17 protein-coding genes are annotated in these 25,404 nt (G+C 61.3%); 9 read left to right on the top strand and 8 right to left on the bottom strand.

The window, feature by feature from the left end:
* Positions 1-95: 95 nt before the first annotated feature.
* Positions 96-1,928: an ABC transporter ATP-binding protein gene (locus NW841_RS02410; protein ID WP_414366565.1), complete on the top strand. Its 1,833-nt coding sequence runs from the start codon at positions 96-98 to the stop codon at positions 1,926-1,928.
* Here the strand turns inward: NW841_RS02410 and NW841_RS02415 are convergent.
* The gene (locus NW841_RS02415; protein ID WP_414366566.1) at positions 1,925-2,131 is read right to left on the bottom strand and encodes a hypothetical protein; all 207 of its coding nucleotides are present in this window, start codon (positions 2,129-2,131) and stop codon (positions 1,925-1,927) included. The two genes, NW841_RS02410 and NW841_RS02415, sit on opposite strands and share 4 nt — an antisense overlap.
* Before the next feature lie 175 nt (positions 2,132-2,306).
* On the opposite strand from NW841_RS02415, the gene NW841_RS02420 reads away from it, so the two are divergent.
* The 3 genes from NW841_RS02420 (at position 2,307) to NW841_RS02430 (ending at position 4,868) form a co-directional block, all read left to right on the top strand.
* Complete coding sequence (locus NW841_RS02420) at positions 2,307-2,678, top strand: hypothetical protein (RefSeq protein WP_414366567.1); 372 nt, start codon at positions 2,307-2,309, stop codon at positions 2,676-2,678.
* Positions 2,679-2,881: 203 nt separating this feature from the next.
* Positions 2,882-4,393, top strand: a complete 1,512-nt coding sequence (locus tag NW841_RS02425; RefSeq protein WP_414366568.1) for an AAA family ATPase — start codon at positions 2,882-2,884, stop codon at positions 4,391-4,393.
* A 124-nt stretch (positions 4,394-4,517) separates the two neighbouring features.
* The gene (locus NW841_RS02430) at positions 4,518-4,868 is read left to right on the top strand and encodes a DUF1257 domain-containing protein (RefSeq protein WP_011429224.1); all 351 of its coding nucleotides are present in this window, start codon (positions 4,518-4,520) and stop codon (positions 4,866-4,868) included.
* A 119-nt stretch (positions 4,869-4,987) separates the two neighbouring features.
* Here NW841_RS02430 and NW841_RS02435 read toward each other — a convergent pair whose 3' ends face one another.
* Positions 4,988-6,226, bottom strand: coding sequence for a phosphoglycerate kinase (locus NW841_RS02435; protein ID WP_414385193.1), 1,239 nt, complete (start codon positions 6,224-6,226; stop codon positions 4,988-4,990).
* A 171-nt stretch (positions 6,227-6,397) separates the two neighbouring features.
* On the opposite strand from NW841_RS02435, the gene pds reads away from it, so the two are divergent.
* The 3 genes from pds to NW841_RS02450 all read left to right on the top strand — a co-directional run bounded on the left by pds (position 6,398) and on the right by NW841_RS02450 (position 9,680).
* Positions 6,398-7,810: a 15-cis-phytoene desaturase gene (gene pds / locus NW841_RS02440; protein ID WP_414385210.1), complete on the top strand. Its 1,413-nt coding sequence runs from the start codon at positions 6,398-6,400 to the stop codon at positions 7,808-7,810.
* A 116-nt stretch (positions 7,811-7,926) separates the two neighbouring features.
* Positions 7,927-8,805, top strand: coding sequence for a phytoene synthase (locus tag NW841_RS02445; protein WP_414334895.1), 879 nt, complete (start codon positions 7,927-7,929; stop codon positions 8,803-8,805).
* A gap of 74 nt (positions 8,806-8,879) precedes the next feature.
* Positions 8,880-9,680 (top strand): ABC transporter permease, encoded by an 801-nt coding sequence (locus NW841_RS02450; RefSeq protein WP_414385196.1) that lies wholly within the window; start codon positions 8,880-8,882, stop codon positions 9,678-9,680.
* Here NW841_RS02450 and NW841_RS02455 read toward each other — a convergent pair.
* The 5 genes from NW841_RS02455 to NW841_RS02475 form a co-directional block, all read right to left on the bottom strand.
* Entirely contained in the window at positions 9,677-14,722 is a 5,046-nt protein-coding gene (locus tag NW841_RS02455) for a DEAD/DEAH box helicase (RefSeq protein ID WP_414385197.1), read from the bottom strand. The genes NW841_RS02450 and NW841_RS02455 overlap by 4 nt on opposite strands.
* A gap of 157 nt (positions 14,723-14,879) precedes the next feature.
* Complete coding sequence (locus NW841_RS02460) at positions 14,880-15,194, bottom strand: type II toxin-antitoxin system VapB family antitoxin (RefSeq protein ID WP_414371717.1); 315 nt, start codon at positions 15,192-15,194, stop codon at positions 14,880-14,882.
* Positions 15,133-15,732: a hypothetical protein gene (locus NW841_RS02465; RefSeq protein WP_414385199.1), complete on the bottom strand. Its 600-nt coding sequence runs from the start codon at positions 15,730-15,732 to the stop codon at positions 15,133-15,135. The genes NW841_RS02460 and NW841_RS02465 overlap by 62 nt, the downstream gene beginning before the upstream one ends.
* Before the next feature lie 82 nt (positions 15,733-15,814).
* Entirely contained in the window at positions 15,815-19,798 is a 3,984-nt protein-coding gene (locus tag NW841_RS02470; protein ID WP_414385202.1) for a DUF559 domain-containing protein, read from the bottom strand.
* The gene (locus NW841_RS02475; protein ID WP_414385204.1) at positions 19,795-22,680 is read right to left on the bottom strand and encodes a helicase-related protein; all 2,886 of its coding nucleotides are present in this window, start codon (positions 22,678-22,680) and stop codon (positions 19,795-19,797) included. Before NW841_RS02475 ends, NW841_RS02470 begins: the two co-directional genes overlap by 4 nt.
* Before the next feature lie 265 nt (positions 22,681-22,945).
* Here NW841_RS02475 and NW841_RS02480 point away from each other — a divergent pair, with 265 nt between their 5' ends.
* Both NW841_RS02480 and gap read left to right on the top strand, forming a co-directional pair.
* The gene (locus NW841_RS02480; protein WP_414334241.1) at positions 22,946-23,461 is read left to right on the top strand and encodes a Crp/Fnr family transcriptional regulator; all 516 of its coding nucleotides are present in this window, start codon (positions 22,946-22,948) and stop codon (positions 23,459-23,461) included.
* A 179-nt stretch (positions 23,462-23,640) separates the two neighbouring features.
* Positions 23,641-24,660 carry a type I glyceraldehyde-3-phosphate dehydrogenase gene (gene gap, locus NW841_RS02485; protein ID WP_414364424.1) on the top strand — a complete coding sequence of 340 codons (1,020 nt, stop codon included), beginning with the start codon at positions 23,641-23,643 and terminating at the stop codon, positions 24,658-24,660.
* On the opposite strand, the gene NW841_RS02490 is transcribed toward gap, so the two are convergent.
* Positions 24,645-25,247 (bottom strand): 2'-5' RNA ligase family protein, encoded by a 603-nt coding sequence (locus tag NW841_RS02490; RefSeq protein WP_414368512.1) that lies wholly within the window; start codon positions 25,245-25,247, stop codon positions 24,645-24,647. The genes gap and NW841_RS02490 overlap by 16 nt on opposite strands.
* Between the last annotated feature and the right edge of the window lie 157 nt (positions 25,248-25,404).

Below are 25,404 nucleotides of genomic sequence, written 5' to 3' on the forward strand. Positions count from 1 at the left end.
CCCTTTGGGAGAGGGGACGGGGGTGAGGGCCCACCCTCTTCAGGGAGAGAGCTTAGAGTAGATCAGTTGCCTTCATCGTCTTTGGGTGTGAGTCAGTGAGCCTTGCCACCTTTCCTCCTGCTGCTGATTCCCACAGGGATCCCCGCAGCGATTGGCGGTTGCTGCGGCTGCTCTGGCCCTATGCCCGGCGGCACCTGAAGCTGTTGTTGGCCGCCTTGGCCTTTTTGCCGCCCCTGGCCCTAGCCGATGCGGTGCAGCCCTTGATCCTGCAGCGAGCCCTGGACGGCCCCATCGCCCAAGCGCTCGCCCAAGGCAACAGTGGGATCCTCGCCGGCCTCTGGCCCTACGCGGGCCTGTTGATCCTCACCCTGCTGGCCCGCTGGCTTTTTCAAGCCTTGGAAGGGTATACCAGCCAGAAGCTGGGGCAGTTGATGACCCGCGACATCCGCAACGATCTCTTTGCCCACGTGCTGGCCCTGCCGGCCCAATTTTTCGATCGCACCCCGGTGGGCAAGTTGATTACCCGCATCACCAGCGATGTAGAAGCTCTGGGGGATGTGTTTTCCACCGGCGCGGTCGGCATCGTCAGCGACCTCTTTACCCTGGCGGTGATCGCAGTGGTGATGCTCAGCCAGCGCTGGGATCTGGGCCTGCTGCTGATCCTCATTGTCCTGCCGGCCAGCGCTGTAGTTGTCGAGCTGCAGCGCCGCTTTCGCGATGCCAACTTCCGCGTGCGGGAAGAGCTCTCCAAGCTCAACGCCTGGATCCAGGAAAACGTCTTGGGCATTGCCGTGGTGCAACTGTTTCGGCGGGAGCGGCTCAACAGCGAGATTTTTCAAACCATCAACCGGCGCTACATCCAAGAAGTGGATCAGACCATCCTCTACGACGCTGCCCTTTCCGCCGTTTTGGAGTGGGTTGCCTGGCTGGCAGTGGCCGCTCTCCTGTGGGTGGGCGGACAGCAGGTGCTGGCAGCCGGAGGGGGATCCCTGCCTTTACCCCGAGAACCCCTCACCTTCGGCAGCCTCTACGCCTTCATTCTCTTTTCCCAGCGCTTTTTCAACCCCCTGCGCCAGTTGGCGGAAAAGTTCACCGCCCTGCAGGCGGGGTTCACCGCCGTGGAACGCATCGACCACATCCTCAGCCTGCCCGTCGCCATCCAGGATCCCGTCCAGCCGCGCCACCTGCCCCCAACGGCCAAAGGGGAGGTGCAGTTCGAGCAGGTCTGGTTTGCCTACAACCCTGGCGAGTGGGTGCTCAAAGACCTCAGCTTCACCATCCGCCCCGGCGAAAAGGTCGCCCTGGTGGGGCCCACCGGCGCCGGTAAAAGCTCCATCATCCGCCTACTTTGCCGCCTTTACGAGGTAACTCGCGGCTGCATCCGCATCGACGGCGTGGACATTCGCGATCTGCCCCAGGCCGAGCTGCACCGCCACCTGGGCGTGATCCTGCAGGATGGATTCTTGTTCTCTGGAGATATCCAACAAAACATCACCCTGGGAGAGGCAGGGGATCTGGCGGCAGTAGAGCGGGTGGCCCGCCAACTTCACCTGCACGAGCTCATCCGCGAGCTGCCCCAGGGTTACGCCACCCCCGTGCGAGAGCGGGGCAGCAACCTCTCCAGCGGCCAAAAACAGCTCATTAGCTTTGTGCGGGCCCTGTGGCGGGATCCGAAAATCTTGGTCTTGGACGAGGCCACCGCCAGCCTGGATGTGGGCACGGAGGCCCTGATCCAATCCGCCCTGGAAACTCTGCTGCGGGATCGCACCGCCCTCATCATTGCCCATCGCCTTTCCACCATCCGCAATGTGGATCGCATCTTAGTTCTGCAGCGAGGGGAACTGAAAGAACAGGGATCCCACGCCGAGCTCATGGCCCGCAACGGGCTCTACGCCCACCTCTACCGGCTGCAAGATTTAGGCAGCTAGCGACCAGAACCGAAGCGAGACCCAAACGCCCGCAGGGTGGTGAAGCTGGCATCCGCAAGGGCGATGCGGGCTTTGCAGAGGAGCAGATTGCCGTTATCTAGAGCCGTGTCTTTCAGGCTGGCCAAACCGTCGCCGGCCTGCACCAGAAACCGACGGCTCCAGGTGGAGAAATTTTTGCTGAAGGTGTTGATCAGGCGTTCCATGGGGACTGCTCGTTCCGCTCTGAGTCTCCTACTTAGCCTACTCCGCCAGCAAGGGATCTCCGCAAGCCTGAGCAATTTCCGGGAAAACGTTACAGATTATTAAAAACTTGCCGTCAAGGCGGCAGACTAGCTATCATGGGGCGCAAGTCCGGCATATAACGAGAAACGGTTAGCCATGAGTCAGCGGCCAGAGGTTGTGGAAGGCGCAGAGGCCAAGCAAAAGGTGACGTTGTATCTCTCACCTGACCTGCACCGGAATCTGAAGATTCGGGCTGCCGTGGAGCGAGAGCCGATGTCGGCAGTAGCAGAGAAGGCCCTTACCTTCTACCTACTGCACCCGGAGGTCATCGAAGGGGTGCAAGGCAGCGCCTACCGCGTCCACCGCTGTCCTGAGTGCAGCCATCCGTTTGTCATCCGTAATGGAGAGGTGGTTTCGCTTCACCAGCAGTCCGCCTCTGAAGCCATCCTCGAAGAGGTGGAGCCGGAATACTGGGGAGCGGCCTCGGGCTCCGAAGAGCAACGACAAGACGAGCTGGTGCCCTGCTAAGGCTTTTTGCGCTGTTTCTTTGCGCTATTTCAAAGGTATGCCTCTTTGCGAACTTGAGCAGACAGGAGGGGTTTAGAACAAGAGTTAACAAGGAGCAAGCCAGGATATCTCAGATACCTTGAAGACAGGCAAACTCTAGACGCCGTTTCCCCTTCTTTCTGTCGGTTTCGTTCAGATTTTCCTCCGCGCAGTTGGTGTTTCCCATGCAAGAGCTCAGCATTCTCATCCAAGCTCAATACCCACTGCTCTACCTGGTCACCCCAGAGGAAGAACGGGCGGAGGCAGCTTTGGCAGCGATCGCTCGCACTCTCAAGCCGCAGCGGCGCCTGTTTATCTGGACGGTTACCCACGGCATTGTCGAATACGGCAACCCCCGCAGCCTCACCCAGCACAACACCCAATCTCCCCAGCCGGCTATTCAATGGGTGATGGAGCAAAAAGATCCCGCCATCTGCGTCTTCAAAGATCTGCACGACTTTTTGGACAACACCGAAGTCAAACGCTGGCTGCGCGATGCCATCGCCAGCTTGAAGGGATCCCACAAAACCATCTTGCTCATGTCGCCGGTGCAGGTGATTCCCGTCGAGCTGGAAAAAGACATTTGCGTAGTCGACTTCCCCCTGCCAGACATGGCCGCCCTGGAGCGCACCCTCAACCGCCAGTTGGAGCAGCTTCCCCGCGGCGGATCCCTGAGCCCTGAGACGCGGGAAAAGCTGGTCAAAGCGGCCCTGGGCCTAACGCAGGACGAGGCGGAAAAAGTTTACCGTAAGGCGGTGGTGATGCACGGTCGCCTCAGCGAGGCGGAGGTCGATATCGTTCTCTCTGAGAAAAAGCAACTGATCCGGCGCAACGGCATCCTTGAGTTCATCGAAGAAGATGAGACGATCGACGCGGTTGGCGGTCTGGAGGAATTGAAGCGTTGGCTGCTGCAGCGATCTGAGGCCTTCACCGAGCGGGCCCGTGCCTACGGCTTGCCCCAGCCCAAGGGACTCCTGATTCTGGGCGTACCTGGCTGTGGTAAGTCCTTGATCGCCAAGACCACCGCCCGCCTCTGGGGCCTGCCGCTGCTGCGCCTGGATATGGGCCGGGTCTACGATGGCTCTATGGTCGGCAAGTCAGAGGCTAACCTGCGCAGCGCTCTGCGCACCGCCGAATCGCTGGCACCGGCCATCCTCTTTATCGACGAGCTGGACAAAGCCTTCGCCGGCTCGGCAGGCTCCAGTGACTCCGACGGCGGCACCTCCAGCCGCATCTTTGGCTCCTTCCTCACCTGGATGCAGGAGAAGCGCTCGCCGGTGTTTGTCATGGCCACGGCCAACCGCGTGGATCGCCTGCCGGGTGAATTCCTGCGCAAGGGCCGTTTTGACGAGATTTTCTTCGTGGATCTGCCCAACATTAACGAGCGCATGGAGATCTTCCGGATCCACTTGAAGAAGCGGCGGCGGGATATTAGCCGCTTTGATCTGCGTCAGCTAGCAGCAGCCTGCGAGGGCTTCTCCGGCGCGGAGATCGAACAAGTTTTGATTGCTGCCATGTACGAAGCGTTTGCCCAGAACCGTGAATTTACGCAACTGGACATTTTGGCAGCAACGAAAGCAACTCAACCGCTATCTCGCACCATGACGGAGCAAGTGGTAGCGTTGAGGGAATGGGCCCAGCAGCGGGCTCGGCCTGCAGCAGCCTCTGTAGCCGAGTACCAGCGGCTGGAGTTCTAGCAGGAGGCGAAAGGCCAAAAGTGCCTTGGCAGAGGCAGAGATGGCTAAACCTAACCCTTCCCCGCTAGAAGTTGCCCATTGTTTCTGTTGATGTTCCAACCCCTACACAAAGGAGAGAAACACCATGTCTCATTTTAGCACCTTGCGCACCAAGATCACCGATGGCCAGATCCTGGTTAACTCCCTGCGCGATCTCGGCTACACCGTTAAGCTGAACGCCGATGTGCGTGGCTACAACGGTCAGCGTGTTCGTGCCGACATTGTGGCCCAGTTGGAGGGCGACTACGATCTGGGCTGGTCCAAGAACCCCGATGGTTCCTACGACCTGATCGCCGATCTGTGGGGCGTGGCCAAGAAGCACAACCAAACCGAGTTGATCAACTCCATCAACCAGAAGTACGCCGTCAACAAGACCTTGGCCGAGGTGAAGCGTCCTGGCTTGAACAACGCCAACGTTAAAGTGGTGATGCACTAAGCCGGATCCGATCTCGCCATTGCTGCGGCCATCTGAGCCGAGTAGAGCAAAAGAGGGGCTGAACTCAGCCCCTACTTTTTTGCTGCTTTTGGGTTGGATGAGCCAAGCAGGAACCTACACTACGCTTCGCTGAGGGCGGCAATACCAGGCAGCTCTTTGCCCTCCAGCAGCTCCAGGCTGGCGCCGCCGCCTGTGGAGATGTGGGTCATCTTGTCCGCTAGGCCAACTTTTTCCACAGCCGCCACCGAGTCGCCGCCGCCAATGATGGTGATGGCTCCGGCCTGGGTGAGGTCGGCCAGGGTGCGGGCAATGGCTTCTGTACCCACAGCAAAGCGGTCGAACTCAAACACACCCATCGGCCCGTTCCAGACTACGGTTTGGCACCCCTGCAGGGCAGCCTGGAAGGCTTTGACCGATTCGGGGCCGATGTCCAAGCCCATCCAATCATCGGGGATCTGGTGGATGGAAACCGTCTGGGCGTTGGCGTCTTTGTCAAACTTATCGGCCACCACCACATCCACGGGTAGCAGTAGCTCCACGCCCCGCGCTTTGGCCTTCTCCATCAGGGAGCGGGCCAGCTCCAGCTTGTCGGTTTCCACCAAAGACTTGCCGGTTGGGATCCCTTGGGCTTGGTAGAAGGTGAAGATCATGCCGCCGCCCAGCAGGAGCTTGTCCACTTTTTCCAGCAGCCGCTCAATGACGCCAATCTTAGTAGAGACTTTGGAGCCGCCGATGATGGCCGCCAGAGGTCGCTGGGGGTTCTCGATGGCGCCGGAGAGAAACTGCAGCTCCTTTTCCACCAGGTAGCCGGCCACGGCAGGCTGGAGGTAGGCGGTGACGCCGGCGGTGGAGGCGTGGGCGCGGTGGGCGCTGCCAAAGGCATCGTTGACAAACAAGTCGGCCAGCGAGGCCAGCTTGCGGGCAAATTCCGGGTCGTTGGCTTCCTCTTCCGGGTAAAAGCGAACGTTTTCCAAGAGGGCCACCTGTCCGTTTTCCAGGCGGCTGACCACGGCTTCCGCCTCAGGGCCAATGCAGTCGGGGGCAAAGGCCACCGGCTGGCCCAAGAGCTGGGAAAGGCGGACAGCCACAGGGGCGAGGCTATTGCCCTCGCGGGTGATCTGGAGGGCGCCAGTCTCTTTGTCTTTTTTGATGGGGCGGCCCAGGTGGCTGGTGAGGATAACCTTGGCCCCCGCCTGGGCCAGAGCTTGGATGGTGGGCAGCGAGGCGCGGATGCGGGTGTCGTCGGTAATGTTGCCCTGGGGATCCAGAGGGACGTTGAAATCGGCGCGCACCAGCACACGCTTGCCGGTCAGATCAAAGCCGGATGACAGCAGGGATCCCAGTGTTTGTTTGGCCATCGTCGTCCCTCCCCCTGGAACCAAGAGAATCGCTTTTTTCTCCCGTATCCTACCAGGGATCGGATCCCGGCGGGAAACAAGTGCTCTCCGGGTTTTCTCCCCACCGCCAGTGGCTGGAGCGATTGTAACGGTTTGCAAATAGAATAGATAATGTTGCTCATTGTCATCATCATGCGTGTAGCCATTGCTGGAGGAGGGCTGGCGGGGCTGGCCTGTGCCAAGTATCTATGTGATGCCGGGCATCAGCCGCTGCTGTTTGAGCGGCGGGATGTGCTGGGGGGGCTGGTGGCCGCCTGGAAGGATGCCGACGGTGACTGGATTGAGACGGGTTTGCACAACTTTTTCGGCGCCTACCCCAACACCTTGCAACTGTTCCGGGAGCTGGGCATCTCCGATCGCCTGCAGTGGAAGGAACACAGTTTGATCTTCAACCAGCCGGACAAGCCGGGCACCTACTCCCGCTTTGACCTGCCGGACATTCCCGCTCCCTTCAACGCCATTGTCGGCATCCTGCGCAACAACGACATGCTCACCTGGAGCGAAAAGGTGAAATTTGCCCTGGGCCTAGTGCCGGCCATGGTGCGGGGCCAGCGCTACGTGGAGCAGATGGATCGCTACAGCCTCTTAGAATGGCTGCGCCGGCAGGGCATTGACGAGCGGGTCAACACGGATATTTTTATCGCCGTCTCCAAGGCGTTGGCCTTCATCAACCCAGACGAGATCTCGGCCATGGTGCCCCTGACGGCCCTGAACCGCTTTTTGCGCCAAAAGGACGGCTCGAAGATCGCCTACCTGGATGGCGCCCCGCCGGAGCGGCTCTGTCAGCCGATGGTGGACTCCATCGTAGCCCGCGGCGGCCAGGTGCATTTGAATGCGGCGCTGCAGGCCATCGACCTCAACCCCGACGGCAGTGTAGCGGGCTTTCGCTTTCTCACCCCTGCCGGGCCGCTTCAGGTCACCGCCGACGCCTACGTCTCAGCCCTTTCGGTGGATGCACTCAAAGAGCTGCTGCCGGCCCGGTGGTGGGAACTGCCCTATTTTCAGCAACTGCGCGAGCTGGAAGGGGTGCCGGTGATCAGCCTGCAGATTTGGTTTGACCGCAAGATTACTCACATCGACCACTCGCTGTTTTCTCGCTCGCCGCTCTTGAGCGTGTATGCCGACATGAGCAACACCTGCCGCGGCTATGCGGATCCAGAGCGCTCGATGCTGGAGCTGGTGCTGGCCCCGGCTGCCGAGTGGATCGACCGCAGCGACGAGGAGATCTTCGCCGCCACGCTGGAGGAGCTCCAAAAACTCTTTCCCCAGCACCTCACCGGCCCCAACCCGGCGCGGGTGCGCAAATGGGTGGTGGTGAAAACGCCGCGCTCGGTCTATAAGGCCACACCGGGCCGGCAGCAATACCGTCCCACTCAGGTCACTCCCATCCCCAACTTTTTCTTGGCGGGCAGCTACACCCTGCAACCCTTCCTGGGCAGCATGGAGGGGGCCATCCTCTCCGGCAAGTGGGCAGCCGAGGCCATCAGCAAAGGGATCCCCTCCCCGGCGGCTGCGCTCTCAAGGTTGGCAACCGCAGGGGTTTGATCGCCTCATTTGGAGCAACCTGACTGTCGGGGCTATCCAGCCTGTCCGCTTTCCCGTAGTGTTGAGATGTGCCCTCGCTGTCCCCATCTGGCCCCGCGCCCCTGGAGATGAGCCCGATGAGTCCGCTGGAGCAATCTTTTGCCCTCTGCCGCCAGATCACGGCCAAGCACGCCAAGACGTTTTATCTGGGATCCCTGCTCTTGCCTCGACCCAAGCGGCGGGCCATCTGGGCCATCTATGCTTGGCTGCGGCAGACCGATGAGTTGCTGGATGGGCTGGAGGCCAGCCAGACGGCGGTGGAAGTCACCCGCAGCAAGCTGGAGCAGTGGGGATCCCATCTGGAGTCCTTGTTCCAGGGGGGGGAGCCGCAAGCCCCCACCGACCTGGCCTTGATCCACACCATCCACACCTACCGCCTCTCGATTGAGCCCTTCCGCGAGATGTTACGGGGGCAAAGCATGGATCTGGACACCCGGCGCTACGCCACCTGGGAAGACCTGCGGGTTTACTGCTACCGGGTGGCCGGGGTGGTGGGTCTGATGTGCTCGGAGATCATGGGGTTTGTGCCGGGTCGGGATGGCCGCGAGGAGGCGGTGGCCCTGGGGATTGCCATGCAACTGACCAACATCTTGCGCGATGTGGGGGAAGATGCCCGCCGCGGGCGGATCTATTTGCCTCTGGAGGACTTGCGCCGCTTCAACTACTCAGAGCGGGATTTGTTTAACTATGTCATCGACGAGCGCTGGATGGCCCTGATGGACTACGAGATCCGGCGAGCTCGAGAGCTCTATGCCCAAGCGGAACGAGGGATCCCTACCCTGCAGCCGGACTCCCGCTGGCCGGTGGCCGCTTCTTTGATGCTCTACCGGCAGATCCTCAACGCCATCGAGCGCAACCACTACCAGGTGTTTCGCACTCGGGCCTATGTGTCCACCCTGAGCAAGGCGCTGGCGCTGCCGGTGGCCTGGTGGCGCTCCAACTACTACGGCTATTAGTAGTGACAGCAAGCCGTTTCCCACTGCGGATCCCAGTGGGCAAGCCCCAAACCCGTAAAGAGCGAGGAAAACCTATGGTGATGCCCTATCGGCAAATCTGGGAAGACAGTTTAACCATCTTCTGGCGCGACTGGCTGGATCTGCGCGGGCGGGTCTGGCAGGTGGTGGCTTCGGGGCTGGTGGCCCCCCTCATCTACATCGTTGCTTTGGGGGTGGGGCTGGGCGGATCCCTGCGGGCCGAGGCCCTGGCTGACGTAGGCGGATCGACGGCGGCAGGTTCCTATTTACGCTTTATTTTGCCGGGGATGGTGGCTCTTTCGGCTATGACGATTAGCTTTGCCGGCACTACTTTCTCCATTTGTGGATCGCGGCTGTTTACCAAGAGCTTTGAGGAGCTGCTGCTCTTGCCGGTGCATCCGCTGGCGCTGCATTTGGGCAAGGTGTTGGCGGGCATTGCCCGCGGCCTGCTCACGGCCTTGGGAGTGTTGGCGGTGGGGGTGCTGGGGACAGGAGCCTGGGGCCTCCTCCATCCCCTGGCGCTGTTGGTGCTGCTTTTGGATTGCGCTGTCTTTGCCGGCATCGGGGTAATCGCCGGCTTAAAGGTGCCCAGCTTGGAGAGTGTGGGCGTGCTCACCAACTTTTTGATTACGCCCATGTCCTTTCTGGGGGCCACTTTTTTTGATCCCAGCCAGTTGCCAGGCTACCTACAGGTGCTGGTCTATTGCCTGCCCCTTTCCTACGCCAGCATCGGCATGCGGGCAGCCGCCTACCAGCCCCCTGCCCAGTTCCCCTGGTACACAGTGGCGGTGCTGGCGGGGTTGGCAACCCTTCTGGCCCTGGTGGGTGCCTACCTGTTTTCCCACCAGCAGGATTAGTTGCCCTTGCCAAACACCTCTGGGTAGCGGGCCAGTTGCTCCTGCAGGTCTTGGTCGTAGCGCAGGGCAATTACCCGGTAGCCTTGTCCCAAAAGCTGGGAGCGCACTTGGCGATCCTGGGCAGCCTGGTCGGGCTCGTCATGCACTGCGCCATCGCAGAAAACACAGACGTTGGGCTCGTAGAAGAAGTCGACCACGCAGCGGGGATCAGGGATGGCCTTCTGGGCGTCGTCGGGAAGGCGGTAGCCTTCTTCGGCCAGCAACTCCAGAAAGCGGCGCTCCAGGTGCGAGCGAGGGTCGATGAGCTGGCGCAGCCACTCCAGCTGCTCTTGGCGGGAGCGGCCCAGGGGACGCAGCTCGGTGCGGCTGTGGGCCAGCTTGCCCAGAAGATCCCGAATCTTGTATCGGTCGAGCTCCAGCGCCTCCCGTTGGTTGGCGTAGCTGAGCAGGCACTCGTAGCAGGCGGCGCGGCACTCAGGCCGCAGGTCTTGGATCCCGGCTTCTGAGAGCTGGAAGTGGCAGATCTCCAGGGCTGCTCGCGCCACCTCCGCCATGGCCTCCGGCTCCTCCACCAACCGCTGTAGGACGCCGGCTCCCCCTTCTGCCGTCTCGTAAAACAGCAGGGCCCGATGGGATCCCTGGCCAATGGACTCGGCGGCCAGCTCCGTCTCTTCTAGCTCAAAGGCCTCTTCGATCCCCCGCTTGAGGGCGTAGCGCAGGCTGGTTTCTAAAGGTTGGGGATCCCCTAAGCCGGGCTGCGCCAGGCGCACCAGCAGCAGGTTGTGGGTACTGCGCACCGCCAGGCGGATGGACTGGAAGGAGGCTGGGTTGGACAAGCCCGCCCTGCTCCGCTCAAGCTGAGCTCGCGAGGGGACTTCCCCATTTTCAAAGTTGACCGAGAAACCCCGCCCTCCACTTCCCCGCCAGCCGTGGTTGATGCGCAGCAGGGTAGCTGCCGGGGCATAGCGCAACTGCAGCAGGGGGGTTTGTCCGCTCAGCACATCAGCTTCTTGGACGCGGTAGCCAGAGCTTTCGGGAGCAAACTGGAAGAAGGTCTGCAGCTCGTAGCCCTGTCGCCGCCGCTCCTCTTCGTCAGCCGTGATGCGATCCCGTCGCCGCATGCGCACATTGGGCATTTCCAGAAGCTGGGTCAAGAGGCTATTTTGCCCATCGAACGGGGTGCCGCAGACTGGACAGCGATCGAGGGAGGGATCGGCAAAGGCCCCACAGCTAAAACAGAGCTTGTGGCTACTTTTGCGCTCCTCCAGACCTCCGGGCGGCGCCTGGAACGCCACCGCTTCCCACTGGCAGCCTTCGTGGTAGAGGAAGTTGTGGGGAGCAAACTCGCGGATGGCCAAAAAGCGGGGCCGGGCGATGAACTCCCCCTCGCCGCCGCGGGGCACCCAGGCCCGCACGGGTAGGGCCGGAAAGTTGTAGCCGGGCAGAAAGCCTTCGCTGGCCAAGTAGCGGTAGGGGTAGAAGTCGCTTTCCTCCCGCTGGGTGTCGATTTGGAGCAGCAGATTCCGCTGGCGCAGGGCTTCCCGCTGGCGGCGCTCGGCTTCCTGCTGGTCTTTCTTTTCGCGAGTCGTCTGGAGCTGGCGGTTAGCGGCTTCCAACTGCTGGGTGGCAGCCCGATAGAGTTCTCGCCAGCGGTCGAAAGCTCGGTCAAAAGCCTGGGGCGCCTCTTCGATGACCTGCTGGAGCCAGCGGCGGCTAAACCAGCCGCTCTGATCCAAAACCTCTCGATCGGCGGCCAAGAGCGCCTCCACCCGCTCCATCACCTCTTGCCGGGCCGCTTCCCCTAGCTGGATTTGGGCAGCCACCTCTTCCCGCAGGGGCAGCCCCTCGCGATCCAAATCGAGAACTCTTTCCATGGAGTTACCCAGGGGCAGGCGTACCTGGGCCAGCCAAACGGCGTGGATGTGAGCCCGCAGTAGCGCCTCGTTGGTTAAGTCCAGGCGGGGAGGGCGGACACGACCGGCCACCATCTCGGCGCGGCGGCGGAAGTAGTACTGGTCGTGGCTGTTGAAGGCGCCGCAGTAGCTGAGGATGAGCCCCGCCTGCCCCTGGCGACCTGCCCGACCGCTGCGCTGGGCGTAGTTGGCCGGAGTGGGCGGCACGTTGCGCAGATGCACCAGATCCAAATCGGCAATATCGACCCCCAGCTCCAGGGTTGGCGAGCAGACCAAGTAGGGAAGGCGGCGAGCTTGGTCTTCCCCGCGAAAGCGCTTTTCTCGCCACTCCCGCTCTCCCGCTCGAACCACCTGGGCCGTGTGCTCTCTGGCCTCCAGGGATCCCAGCCCTGCTGCCCCGCTCCGATACAGGCGCTGGAAGAAGAGATTGACGGGGCGAGGGGCGGAAGCGTAGCCCTCCTGCTGAGCGCGGCGGGAGTACAAGGGATCCGCAGGCGGCGGCGAGCCATCGCCCAGGCACCAGCGCAGACAGCCAGCGTTGAGCTGGTAGGCTTCCTGGCCATTCTCCCGCCGCAGCAGGTCGTAGCTGACTAGAAGAGAAAGCAGGGATCCCAAAAGCTGGTCGTAGGTTTCCCGGGTTAGCTCAAGGCGCTTGGCAAGAAAGCGTCCGATGGCGCTGCGGGGGCCTAGGCTGAAAGTTGTCCCGTCTTGTCCGTTGCGGCTTTGGCGGACAAAGCAGGTAGCCGTCCGCAGCTCGTCGTACTCTTCTAGGCCCCAAAACTCGTTGAGGTGTTGCTCGGCGCGTCGGCGCAAGTTTCTCTGGAACTCGGTTCTGAGCACAGGCACATCGATGGCCAGTTTGCGCCGAAACTGATCCAGCAGAGCCCGCAGCAGGCGTTCCCGCTCCTCGACGCTGGCCTGGACAAACCAGGGATTGAGGGGGGCCAGGGCCGAGCTCTGGCAAAGCTCCTTGAGGCCGCGGTATTCAATTTTCAACAAGCCCACCTGTTCCAGGTTGGGGTGGGTAACCCGCCAGCCGCGCCGCAGATCCTCGTAGAGGCGGTATTCGGTTAGCTCCGTAAAAGTCCGCCAGACCTCTTGGGCAGCCGGCGACTGGGGATCCAGCAAGGGGTTTTGGGCAATATCGGCAAGGGTGAGGCCGGCAGCCTGCACCACCTCTGGGGCCACTTCTGCAAAGCCCAGCTCTTGCTTTTTAAGAAGGGCAGCGTAGAGCGAGGCCCGCAAGAGGGCCACGTGGACAAAGTCGTTGAAGTGGCCGGCCTGCAGGGAGGCATCCTGACGGTTGTCGGTAAAGGTAAGCAGCTTGTCCTGGGCTGCCCCCGTTTGAGCAGCATGGCGCAGCAGAGAAGTGGCCAGAATGGTGGTGGCGCTGGAGCGGCCTTCGCTAGAAAGGGAAGCCAGCTTGGCAAACTCCCGCTCCCGTCCACTGTAGTACTCGCCGCAAGCTAGGCAGAGAGAAAAGGGCTGGGGCTGCCACCACAGCTTCTGGGTTCCTGCCTGGGGCACCTCGGAAAAGGAGCCGTCCGGGCGGACCCAGACCGCTTGGGGGACGCGCCTTCTCCAATGGGGCTTGAGCCGGCCTTCAGGGGTGTACCAATCTTCCGGGATCTGTTCCTGCGACCACTCCCCCTCCAGGGGATCCAGACTCAGGTAGCCAGCTTGCTGCTCTTCGCTTTCCTCCACCTCTTCCCCGAGGGGATAGGGCACAAAGCGATCCCCGGACTTGAGGACATGGTAGTAGTCCTGCCCGCACTGGCGGCAGAACTTGACAGGGAAAAAGAGCTTGCCCTCACCGGCCTGCATCTGCCCCTCCAGGGAAAATTGCCGCTTTTCCCGGCTCTCCAGAGTGGCGTAGAGGGTGCGGCCCTGGGAGATAAATTGGTGCAACTTGAAGGCCACCCCCCTGTTGCCGTCTTTGAGGTTGCTGGCGTGGGCGAGGAACTGGCGCAGAGACTCAGCGCAGAACTGGGGATCCCTGTCAACCTGCTTGGCCAGTTGGGCGGCGACCTCAGAAAGCTCCCTGGGCAGGCGGCGCCTGAAGCCGCCATCGGGCGTGGGCTCCAGGCCCAGTTCGTACTCCAGCCAGCGCGTCAGGGGGTGGCGGCGCAGGGTGGCCAGGTCGGCGGGAGGGGGAGAGTCGAGGGCGCTTTTTAGCTCCGCTGCACTAGGAGAGTCACCCTCACTAAAGGGATCCAAGGTTTCCTCGATAACGTGCTCCGCTCTGAAGGGATAGCCAAAGAAGCGGCTGGCAAAGTCGGCCACAATCTGGCGGCGCTCCTGGGCGGTGGCTTCTGGCCGGGAGATCATGGTGGCGCTGGTGCCGATGTGGACAAGGTTTTGGGCGGCGCAGCGCTCCTTGAGGCGTCGCACCAGCATGGCCACATCCGCCCCCTGTCGACCGCGGTAGGTGTGTAGCTCGTCAAAGACCAAAAAGCGCAGTCCACCAGGACTTAAGAAGCGCTGATCCTCAGGGCGAACCAACAGCAGCTCCGCCATCATGTAGTTGGTAAGCAGAATCTGGGGCGGCTTCCGCCGCAGCTCTTCCCGATCGCTTTCGGCAGTTTCCCCGGTGTATTTGGCAAAGCGCAGGGGGAAAGGGCGACCATAGCGGCGCTCGTAGCGTTCGCGCAGGTCTTGCAAAGACTGGTATTGGGAGTTCACCAGGGCATTCATGGGATAGACCACCAGGGCCGTCACCTGGTGCTCGGATCCCTTCTGGCGGATCCAGTTGTCGAGGATGGGCAGGAAGTAGCAGAGGCTCTTGCCGGAGCCGGTGCCACTGGTTACCACGAAACTTTCTCCGGCTAGGGCCTTGGTGATGGCCTCCTCCTGGTGGCGGTAGAGGCGAAACGGCCTGCTATCCTCAAAGCGGAAGATGTGGGCTGTTTCTTGGGCAATCCGTCCGGCTGCAGCCAACTCGTCAACGGTTGAGCCGTCCTTGTAAGAGGGGCTGAGCTGGACAAGCGGCTCTGGCCAGAGGTGGATCCCTTCTTCTAGCGCTTGGTCTACAAAGGCTTGCGCCCGTGGGTCGGCAACCAGAAAAAACGAGCGGACAAAATCGCGATAGTCGGCCAGGACAGCGGCGTGGAGATCAAAGATCGTGGACATCAAAGCTACTCCACAGGGCCCTCCTAGCCAACCTAAACCCAGTCTGGAAGTGCAGCAAGTATTTTCCTCACCTCCAGTCCCTCTGGGGGAGAGACTTCTGCTGGAGTCAAGTCGCCATCAAGATGAGAGCTTGATCCAGAGCGCAATCTAGAGATAGTCATTGGCACACAAGTGTTGCTCGTGCAAATCTCCCTCCCATTTCAACTTGCTTGCCGCGTAAGTTGCGGATCCCAGCCTGCTTGTGGAGTTGAGCTAGGGTGCGCAGCGCTTTGTGAATCACCTTGCGCTTGGTCTTGAAGCCGGTTACCTGGCGGGCCCACTTGATGAGTTCATCGTCCAGAGCGACTTGGTGCGTATGGGGATCCGCTTGTGTATAAGAACGCAGTCTTATGCGGATCCTATGCCTAGATTTAGCGGTGCGCCAGCCGCTCCCATGCCTCCAGCACCAAGCGGCGGGTGCGGTATTCGCCAAATTGCCGCATTTCTTTTTCCTTGAGCACGCGGAAGGTCTCGCCGGGGAAGGTGCTGGCAGCCACACGTCTGGCATACCCCGCCGGATCGAGAGGATCTTCCACCTCTTCCCAGGGATCGAGGATGTTTTCTAGCTCACGCTCGGTCAGGTCGGCAGGGTCGAGAATGTAGCGCAGTTGCTTGCGGGTGAGGCCGTAGAGCCGGGCGTAGTAGGCGTCCAGCTCGGCGCGGAGCACAGCGCGGCGGTCTTCATCCCAGCGGAAAGGTGGGCAGGGGATACCCTCTCCCCCTTGATCCCGCTCTCCCCAAGCTTTCGGAGAGGGGGTTGGGGGGTGAGGGCCAACCACCGCTCGCAGCGCCTCAAAGCACTCCGTCTCGCCAAGGCGGATGGCTTCGTTCCAGACATCGTCCGCGAAGGGCTTCATGTCCCAGGCGGTGTAGGTCAATTCCAACACCCGCGGCACGATGAAGGCGAGGTCGGCAGGGGTGTAGGCACTCGGCGGGAGGACGGGGAGTTGGCTAACAAAGAAAAAGTTCATGTGCACACCTGCAATTTTCTGGCGTGTCACATAGTCGAATACCAGGGCATTGAGATTCGCTACCAGACAAGAGGCAAGCAAGTTACTCTTTATCAGAGAATAGAAGTATTGGCAAATTATTCCCCACCCCTACCCTTGGCAGCAGACTGAAGATAGCAGTGCGCTCGTCAGTGGAGCGTGCTACATCGCGAAACCCCAGTAACCACTCCCGCCGCCAATTGCCCAGCCGAGCTTCAACTTCTTCTGCCGGCACCCAGTACCAGGGCTGGACGACGAAGTGCGGGTCGGCGTGCTGTGCTGCGTCAGGGGTAGGTAGTTGGGTGCTAGAACGCGAATCCACTCCCTCATACGTGCCGTAGCGGTGGTCGTAGTGCCAGAGCATTTTGGCTTCGTAGAGGGGGAGGTAGAGTCCCTCTCCCCCTTGATCCTCCTCTCCCGAAGCTTGGGGAGAGGGGGTTGGGGGGTGAGGGGTTGGATGCTCGTAGGAATGAGTAGCGACATAGTCGGCAATTTCTCGGAGGACTTGTTCCGTCTGGTCCAATACCTGGTCATTGGTAAAGCGCAGAACGGCAAAGCCATGTTTGCGCAGGATTTCCTCCCGCAAACGGTCGCGTTCCTGCTGAGTGGGTTCGCGGTGCACGCCCCCATCTATCTCGATGATTAGACGGGCGTCGTCACAGAAAAAGTCGGCGATGAATTGTCCAATCGGGTGTTGACGACGGAACTTCCGGCCTAACAGCCGACGGTCACGCAAAAATTCCCATAGCAAGCGTTCGGCGGTAGTCGCCTCGCGGCGTAACTGCCGTGCTCTGGCAATCAGTTCCCGGCTGGCTTCAGGCAATTTGTACTCCCCTTCTCCTGCTGGGTGGGAGAAGGAATCCGGGGATGAGGGCCATCCCCCCTCTCCTGCAGTGCGGGAGAGGGGGTTAGGGGGTGAGGGCACAAACACATTCCCCACCAGCCGATACCCCTTCGCCTCCAGCTCCGCGCGAGTGCGGAAGAGGCCGGAGTCGTTGGACATATCGAACATGCGTAGAAAGCGCACACCCCAGGGGTTGGCCCTCACCCCCGGCCCCTCTCCCACAAGGGGAGAGGGGGGAGAGTTTTCATTCACTAGCACCGGCACGCGCTGGTAGATAGCCTTTGTCAGCTCGGCATCCTGACGGGTGCGGAAGACGGGCAGGGTGCGGGTGTTGGGATTGATACGGGCAATGTCGTCGGCGGTTAGGGTGAATACACGGCGTGGGTCGCGCAGGTGTTCGGTGCGAGTTGCAAAGAAGCTGAAGGTAGGGGGGCTCACCGACGTGCTTCTCCTGCAGATGGTGAGCAGGCAGAATTTCATACGACTATCTACTGCTGGAAAGAGTTTGTCGCGGTTTTCAAAATCAAACAGGCTGACCAGTTGCCCCTTTTCCACCAGGTCGGCGAAGAAGAATTGGTTGGTGGCGTCGGTGGCGATGCCGGTTGGCACGATGATGCCGGCCCGCCCGCGAGGGTTGAGCAGGGCGCGGACGCGCTCGGCAAACACAGAGTAGGTGTTGATGTCGCCGCGACCGGTATGGGGATATAGCCCACTGCCACGCAGGAAGCGGCTGGTGCTTTCGGCAGCGTGCAAGGCGCGCTGATAGTCTTGCCAGAGGGTGGGGTTGGTGTTGGCGAGTGCTGCAATTAGCCGCCTGCGCGTCGCTGCGTTAGCCGCACGGGCGATGGCGGTATCGCGGCTGGCAAAGAACTCTTCTTCCTGCAACTTGATGCGTTCCCAGGGTGGGTTGCCGAGGATAACATCGAAGCCGCCCTCACTCCCCCAGCCCCCTTCTCCGGGCGAGGGGGGAAGGTGAAACACCTCCGGGAACTCCAGTGGCCAGTGGAAGAAGCGCTGTTCGCAAGCCAGGGCTACGGCGGTGGCCAGAGCGCGGGAGTTGGCTCGATTTTCCAGCCGCTCGCTGACCGCTTTCGTGGTAATGGCCGCCGAGAAGTCCGAGGTCAAGCGCTGGAAAAAGGCCGCCGTCCAAAGGTTGCAGGCTTCTGTCAGTTTCTGGTGTTCTGGGTTTTGACAGTAGCGGGTGTAGAGCTCCTGCTTGCGGCGTACATTGGCTGGCGAGTCGTCCTGGATAGCTTCGAGCTGCTGCCGCTCCTGGCTGAGCTGGGCCACCACCTGGTCGGCCTCAAGCGGCAGAGAAAGCTGGCCTGTTTCCAAATCCTTGCGCTCGGCGCGATTTCGCCCCTTCAGAGAGCGGGCAGCCTCCCTGGAGTCGGCACTTACCGGCTCGAAAGCAGCATCAGGAAGGCCCTTTTCCAGAACCTTTAGATCCAGCACCCCCACCAGCGAGTCGCCACACTTGATGCGGTGATCGAGGAAGGTAAGCGGTTTGCCGGCGCAATGGGCCTCCAGCCAGAGGGCCACGCGGCAGAGTTCTACCGCCAAGGGGTTTTTGTCCACGCCGTAGAGGCAGTGGGCCACCACGTCGCGGATGGCCTCGCGCACAGTCTCGGGGGCGGGCTCCTCTTCGCCGGTGCGAACCTTGGCCAGCTCCTTGCCCAGATGTCGGGCAGCCGCCAAGAGAAAATGCCCAGAGCCACAGGCGGGATCCAGAACCCGCAGCGATAGGATGGCCCGTTCCTTTTCCTCACGGCCGGCTGCAGACTTCAGCCGCTCCTGCAGCACTGGCTCCAGGGCCGAGCGGACAAGTTCTGCCACCAGCTCCGGCGGGGTGTAGTAGGAGCCGGTACTTTTGCGCTCGGAGCCGTAGCCTAAGTCAAAGCAGGGCACACTGCCTGAGGTGTCAATCTGGGGCCGGTAGTCGAGCAGGCTTTCGTAGACGGATCCCAGCTCCTCTACGTCCAAAGCGGCGTAGTTGACCCGGCGCGGTGGCGAGGTCGCGTTCTCTTGGTAGTAGGCCAGGTGCCAGAAGGCCTGCAGCAGATCCCGGTTGCTCAGGCTGCACCCATCCAGCTCCAAAGGGGCAAACAACTCGCCGTTGAGAGGTGCAGCCCCTAGATGCTCTGCCAGCTCCTCCTGGGAAAGCACTCGCCAGAGCACCCGCAGGCTGCACCAGAGATCCTCATGCTCCGTAAAAGCGCTGCGCCGCTCCAAAAGTCGCCGCAGCCGACTCACGCCGTAGTGATCCCGGTAGAGGGGGCTGGCGCTAATTAGCCCCCGCTCCTCCGAGACTAAGAGAAACAAAAAGCGGTAGACCAGCCGCAGCAGTTGCCGGTAGAACTCCTCCGGGGTAAGGCAGTTCGATCCTGGAGAAGCCAGCCGCTCCCGCAGGTGGGAGTTTTTGGGATGGGCAAGAAAACCCTTGGCCAGGCCCTTGAGGCACTCTTCCACCCCATCCCGCAGCCGCTCGCGGACTCGCCCCCCCTGTTCCAGAGCCTGCTGGTAGTACTTCTCCAGCCAACACTCCCGCGCCTGCTCTGCCTTTTGGGGCAAACGGCTGCGGTGCAGCAGGCGAAACAGGATGGCAAAGTCGTTAAAGCGCTGCTCCTCTAGGATCTGCTGCAGGTCAAACTCCACATAGGCCTGCCGGCGCACAAAGGTGCTGTCCCGCAATAGACGGAGGGTCAGCCCGTTGGTGACGATGCCCCAGAGGTGCTCGCTGCGGTTGAGATACTCCTGCAGCAGTGAGTGAGGGGCTAGACGCGGCCTGCCGGTGGAAGCCAGCCGCCCCAGCTCCTGGCGTACCCCCACAATGTGCACCGGCGGGGCATCCTCTGCTTCGCCGGCGCGGTGCGAAATGGCAAAGGTAGCACCGTCCAGCTCATAGGCCCGTGGGTTGTAGCGCAGCTCGTAGCCCAGAAAGCTAAGAAAGGGAATAACCCAGGCATCGCGGGTAACCGACGTGGCCGGATCCCCTTCCGGCAGACGGGCCAGCCGGCGGCGGAAAACTTCCCACTGGGTGCGGGCCTCGGCAAAGACGCTGGCAATTTCTTCCGTCAGGCTGCGCTTGTCTTCTAGCCCAAAGTCTTTCGGCTTCTGGCCTGACAGCTCGCCAGCCAAAAGCTGCTCCAGAATGTCCGGCCCCAAGAGGCCCCCTTCAAGGCGTACAGCAGGAAATTGGCTCATCTGGACAGCAGAGGTTGTAGGACAAGAATTCCCAGCAGATCGGGGGGAAACTGCGGCTTAACCTCCAGCCCGCGCACGCGCTGGGAGATGGCCTGTCGGATGCGCTTGTGGGCCTCAGCCAGCTCGCCAGCTCGCTGGAAAATGGCCTCCCGGATCCCTTGCTGAAGGGGGTGTCCTAGACCCCAGTTTTCTGCAGTCGGCGGCCAGGGGCTGAGGCTGTCTAGCACCTGCTGCACCAACTCCTGCTTTTCTACAAGCGGCAGGTTGGCATCTGGCTTGGCTGCGGCCAAAAGCTGGAGCGCTGCCCTACTTTCCAGCCAGCGGGCTTCGCCCCTTTCTAGGCCAACCCCTCCCAGCACCAGCACCTCCTCCGCTAGCAGAGGCTGAGCCAGCGGCTGCTCCACTAGGTAGCGTACCCGCAGCAACAAGAGGGTGGTGAGCGCAGCCACAGCCCGCGTCCGAACGACCCCGCAGCGGGAGACGACGGCCTCTTCAGGCTTATCTAAGGCCTTCTCTAACAAAAAGTGGGCCAGGGCAGCGATGAGGCGGTGGTTGCGGCCAACGTATTCCGCTCCTTCCGGCGTGGGGGAGATGAAGCTAATCCGCCACTGTCCACCCTTGGGCTGGGGCAGGACTGAACGAATGGCCTCCGGCAGGGTTGCCGTGCCCTCCTGGCTGAGGTTGACCCGGAAGACTCCAGACTGCCGGTCAGGGATCACAGCCAGGCCTAGGCGCTGGGCAGCAGTTAGAAAAAATTGCTGCACGGCCTGCGGATCCCCCAGCACAGCGTCTGTGGCCTCCAGTTCCCGCTGCACTTCTTCCGGCTTGAGGGATCGCTGGGCAAAACGGGTGCGGTTGCGCCGCTCCTGCTCAGCAGAGCGATCCCACTGGGCGTGAAACTGGCTCACCTCTGCCATCCCCAGATCCAGCGCCAACTGGCGCTCCCCTGAGCCGGATCCCTGGCGCAGAAAAAGGGCCTCCAGCACCGCCTGGGTAACGCTTTCACTCGCTTCGGGCACAGGCACGTGGGTGCCAAGGGTGCGGCGGATTTCCCGCGCCTTGTCCAGCAGCACCTGCAGCACCGCACCGTCCACAGGGTTATCCCGCCCGAAAAAGCGGACGACCTTGACCCGTTCGGCCCGTTGGCCATAGCGATCCACCCGCCCCTCCCGCTGTTCCAGCCGGTTGGGGTTCCAGGGCAGGTCGTAGTGGATGACGGCTGTAAACTTTTCCTGCAGGTTGATCCCTTCCGAGAGGCAGTCGGTGGCCACCAGCACCCGTGGCTGGTCAACGGCAATTTCCGCAATCTTGGCCTCCCGTTCCTCGTCGCCCATGCGGCCGGTTACGCAGGCTACCTGAGTTGCGGATCCCAGGTGCTGCCGAAGGTGGTCGGCAAGATACCCTGCTGTGGCCACATAGCGGCACCAGAGAATGGGGTGAAAGCCCTCGGCGAGGAGCCGCTTCACCAGCTCGATGGCCCGCGCCAGCTTGGTGTCTTGGTCTACGCCGTGAAGTTGGTGGGCCAGACGGGCAAGCTCCCGCAACCGGCGGCGGTCGCTGTCGGGCAGAGTTTGCTCTGCAGCTTCAAGAGCTGGCAGCGGTAATTCATCGTCAGTACGCTCTTGTGCCGACTCGAACACCCAGCGGCTAAAGCTCTCCTCAGCCTCTTCTTCCCGAGAGCCTGCGCTGCGATTGGCCAGCGCCGCCAGAGCCGCTGCCGGACTGGACATGACACAGCGCAAAAGAGCCAGCGCCCCCCAGTAGCGTACGCGCCGCCGCCGCTGCTCCATCTGCTGGCCGGTGCGCACCAGCTCCGAGCAGAAGGCATAGGTGCGCTCAAACAGCTCGCGGTAGCAGCGTGAAAGGTCATAGGTCTCATCTTCAGCTTCCCGGGTTGGGAAGCAGGCGGTTTCTTGCCAGGTCTCCTTGATGTCCCGCCGTGTGCGCTGGACAAAGTGACGGGCCAGCTCGATGCGCTGGTTCTCCTTGAGATCCTGAAGGTCCCACTCCTCGAACTCCGGCCGCAGCAGCCCCAGCAACGACCGGAAGGCCTCTGGGATGCCGCTGTGGGGAGTAGCCGTCAGCAGGATTAGGTGGCGGTTGGGCGCTTGGGCAATAGCTCTCAAAAGAGCATGCCGCTCCTGCTGAGCTCTGCCGGAACTGGCCGCTGCCGCCCCGTGCACTTCGTCGGCAATGATCAGCTCAGGACAAAACTGCAGAAATTGAGGGCGGTTGCGCTCCGTTTTAACAAAATCAATGCTGGCCACCTGCACCGGGAAGTATTCGTAGAGATTTTGTCCCGGCGGGGTTTGCCGCTCCAGTTGCCCTACCGTCCCCGACCGGATAACTACCGGCTCGAGGTTAAACTTTTCCGCCAGCTCCCTGGCCCACTGCTCGCACAAGTAAGGCGGGCAGAGGACACAAAAGCGGCGGATCTCGCCGCGATCCAGAAGTTCTCTGGCTATCAGCAGCGCTTCAATGGTCTTGCCCACTCCCACATCATCGGCAATAAATAGCCGCACCGGATCAAGGCGCAGCGCCATGAGCAACGGCACAAACTGGTAGGTTCGTGGCCGGATGGAGATGCGCCCCAGCGAGCGGAAGGGAGTGGCGCCCTCGCGTAAGATAAGGCGCGCTGCCTGCCAGAGGAGATGGGCGGCTGCAGCATCGGCAACTTGGTCGGCGCGGGGCAGCGGGAAGAAGGCCGGCTCGATGCGCTCAAAGGGCAAGGTGCCGCCTATGAGGTTCATCAGTTGTCGGTGAAGGCAAATCGCGTCCTCTGGCGTGCCAGTAAGGGGCCGCAGCACTACCCCTTCTTCGGAATCAGCGGGGAGCACCACCCACTCGCGCTCGCGGCAGCGGACAATCGAACCAGGCTGCATCGATTGGGATCCCTAGAGAGCTTTCTCCATTTGTATGCATCTTTGCCGCTTCCCGGGAAGGACTGGCGAGCTTCTTCGGCTTTTTCAGGAACCCCCACAGCCTGCCTAGGCAGAACTTCTGCCGGCGCTAGGGCTGGCAAAAATTCTACATGTTGGAAAATGGCCTTCTCGCCCAAGCCTTTTGCAGGGATCCTTCCTACCCAAAACGTGGGGTGACGGTAGGATGAAACAGAGCTGGCCCCAAGCACTTCCAGCCGCTGACCCGATGAGCAGCACCCGTTATCCGTTTGAGCGTGTTCGCGACCACTTGCTCTTTCAGTCCTTGGCAGATGCTGAGTGGAAGGCATTGACGGCTGCCCTACTGCCCAGTCGCTTTTCTCCCGGCCAGGTAATCTTCCAAGAAGGGGATCCCAGCAGCGACCTGTACGTAGTTCTCAGCGGGATCGTGGAGCTGCGGCGCCAGTACATGCGCTATCCCGGCGATTACTGGCTGGCAACACTGCATGCTGGGCGCGTGTTTGGAGAACTTTCCTTGCTGACGGGGCGGCGGCGCTCCTTTACCGCAGTGAGCCTAACCGAGGTGCAAACCCTGCGCCTCTCCAGCGAAGGGCTGCTCCTATTGCCCCTGGAAGTCCAGGTGAAGCTTTACCGCGCCTGGACCCAGATCATCGGCGAGCGCCTCTTTTGGCTCGACAGCATGTTCGCAGATCTCCTGGAACAACGGGGGGCGGAAAATGTCGCCTCGGCTATGGCCCTGCTGCAGCAGCGCTATCCTGCTTGAGGAAAAAGAACCCCTGCCGGCAGGCTGGGATCCCTAGAATCAAGGTTCTGGCGCTCCTACAAAGAAGCCAAAAATCAAGCGGTGGGATCCCAAATTTTATCTTCAGAATAGCCAGGGCTTGCGGTATTATGTGCTAAGCAGCAGCTCCCGAAGCATTTCAAGCAGCGAGGTTAAGAGCAGTGGTCAGGGTAGCCATCAACGGATTCGGTCGCATCGGTCGCAACTTTTTGCGTTGTTGGCTGGGGCGCTCCCAGTCCAACTTGGATATTGTTGCCATCAACGACACCTCAGACGCTCGCACGGCTGCCCATCTGCTCAAGTACGACTCCATCCTCGGGCCACTGCAAGGGGTGGAAGTGGAGGCTACCGAGGGTGGCCTGCTGGTTAACGGCAAGCACATCCATGCCGTTTCCGATCGCAACCCCAGCAACCTGCCCTGGAAAGAGTGGAAAGTGGATCTTGTTATTGAGGCCACAGGTGTTTTTGTAGACTACCAGGGTGCCTCTAAACACATAGAGGCGGGAGCCAAGAAGGTGATGATCACGGCTCCGGCCAAGGGAGGCGACATCCCTACCTTTGTGTATGGCGTTAACCAACACACCTATGACCCGGTGCGGCACAACATTGTCAGCAACGCCAGTTGCACCACCAACTGCCTTGCCCCGCTCCTCAAGGTGCTGCTGGACAAGTTCGGCGTCCTGCGGGCTACGATGACCACCACCCACAGCTACACCGGCGACCAGCGGATTTTGGATGGTGGCCACCGCGATCTGCGACGGGCGCGGGCGGCGGCGCTGAGCATGGTGCCCACTACCACCGGGGCGGCCAAGGCAGTAGCGCTCGTGATCCCCGAACTGAAGGGCAAGCTGAACGGGGTAGCAGTACGGGTTCCCACGCCCAATGTGTCGCTGGTGGACTTGGTGGTGCAAACAGAGCGGCGTGTGATTGCCGAAGAGGTGAACGCGGCTCTCAAGGAAGCTTCAGAGACCACGATGAAAGGGATCATTGCCTACTCCGATATCCCCTTGGTCTCCATCGACTATCGCGGCCACGACTGCTCGGCGATTGTGGATGCGGAGATGACCAGTGTGCTGGACGGGGATCTGGTGAAGGTGATGGCCTGGTACGACAACGAGTGGGGCTACTCGCAGCGGGTGCTGGATCTGGCTGAATACATGGCTGCTCACTGGGTTGAGTAGGCTGTTGTTTCCTGTCTCAATCCCTCAGAGGCGGAGAGGGAGAATTCGGCAAAAACTTGCCAGCGCTTGCCGTCATGGCTGAGGAGGGTGAGAGCGGAGGCGAGAAAGGATCCCTGGAAAGGGCGAGTTTTGAACTGTGGCCAGGCGGTGCGAAACTGGGCCGGGCTGAGATCCCGAAAGGCCACAGTCATGTGGGGGACAAAGGGACGAGCTGGGGTAGGGGCTGGCTCTGGCTTAAGCAGCAGATTCACGTGGCGCTGTGTCTTGGCCTGGAGCTGTTGCAGCTCAGGGGAGGGCTCGACGTGGATATAGATAACCCGTGGCGCGAAGGCACCGAAGCCGCGGAGCTCAACGGCAACCGGAGCCTGCTCCTTGGCAAACTCTCCCAGGGATCCCGTCAGGGCTGGCAGCTCGGCAGTGGGCCACTCGAAAGGAGGCACCAGGGTAATGTGAGGAGGCGAGCGCAGGGCTGCGCGGCTGGCAAATTGCTCGGCAAACTGTTGTTTGATGGCGGTCACTTGCTCCTGCAGGTCTGCCGGGGGTAGGAGGGCGAGAAACAGCCGCTGTTGGGGAGCGTCGTTCACCATTGCTGGACAGGTGAGGGATCTGTATTATCCAGGCTAGGACAGCCCAGCCCTAGACCTCTACCCCATTCCCTAAGGGTCACAGGGTTTGTCGGGATGCCCGGCATCTTCTTTAGCCACTCATATTCTCATATAATTATCTAGCGATTATCTAGTAGCA

The sequence above is a fragment of the Synechococcus sp. H60.3 genome (assembly GCF_047462295.1).
In the GTDB taxonomy this organism is placed as follows: domain Bacteria; phylum Cyanobacteriota; class Cyanobacteriia; order Thermostichales; family Thermostichaceae; genus Thermostichus.

Excerpts from the sequence above, each read along its gene's own strand:
- NW841_RS02415 (WP_414366566.1), bottom strand. The coding sequence starts at position 2,131 with ATGGAACGCCTGATCAACACCTTCAGCAAAAATTTCTCCACCTGGAGC.
- NW841_RS02420 (WP_414366567.1), top strand. The coding sequence starts at position 2,307 with ATGAGTCAGCGGCCAGAGGTTGTGGAAGGCGCAGAGGCCAAGCAAAAG.
- NW841_RS02425 (WP_414366568.1), top strand. The coding sequence starts at position 2,882 with ATGCAAGAGCTCAGCATTCTCATCCAAGCTCAATACCCACTGCTCTAC.
- NW841_RS02430 (WP_011429224.1), top strand. The coding sequence starts at position 4,518 with ATGTCTCATTTTAGCACCTTGCGCACCAAGATCACCGATGGCCAGATC.
- NW841_RS02435 (WP_414385193.1), bottom strand. The coding sequence starts at position 6,226 with ATGGCCAAACAAACACTGGGATCCCTGCTGTCATCCGGCTTTGATCTG.
- pds (WP_414385210.1), top strand. The coding sequence starts at position 6,398 with ATGCGTGTAGCCATTGCTGGAGGAGGGCTGGCGGGGCTGGCCTGTGCC.
- NW841_RS02445 (WP_414334895.1), top strand. The coding sequence starts at position 7,927 with ATGAGTCCGCTGGAGCAATCTTTTGCCCTCTGCCGCCAGATCACGGCC.
- NW841_RS02450 (WP_414385196.1), top strand. The coding sequence starts at position 8,880 with ATGGTGATGCCCTATCGGCAAATCTGGGAAGACAGTTTAACCATCTTC.
- NW841_RS02455 (WP_414385197.1), bottom strand. The coding sequence starts at position 14,722 with ATGTCCACGATCTTTGATCTCCACGCCGCTGTCCTGGCCGACTATCGC.
- NW841_RS02465 (WP_414385199.1), bottom strand. The coding sequence starts at position 15,732 with ATGAACTTTTTCTTTGTTAGCCAACTCCCCGTCCTCCCGCCGAGTGCC.
- NW841_RS02470 (WP_414385202.1), bottom strand. The coding sequence starts at position 19,798 with ATGAGCCAATTTCCTGCTGTACGCCTTGAAGGGGGCCTCTTGGGGCCG.
- NW841_RS02475 (WP_414385204.1), bottom strand. The coding sequence starts at position 22,680 with ATGCAGCCTGGTTCGATTGTCCGCTGCCGCGAGCGCGAGTGGGTGGTG.
- NW841_RS02480 (WP_414334241.1), top strand. The coding sequence starts at position 22,946 with ATGAGCAGCACCCGTTATCCGTTTGAGCGTGTTCGCGACCACTTGCTC.
- NW841_RS02490 (WP_414368512.1), bottom strand. The coding sequence starts at position 25,247 with ATGGTGAACGACGCTCCCCAACAGCGGCTGTTTCTCGCCCTCCTACCC.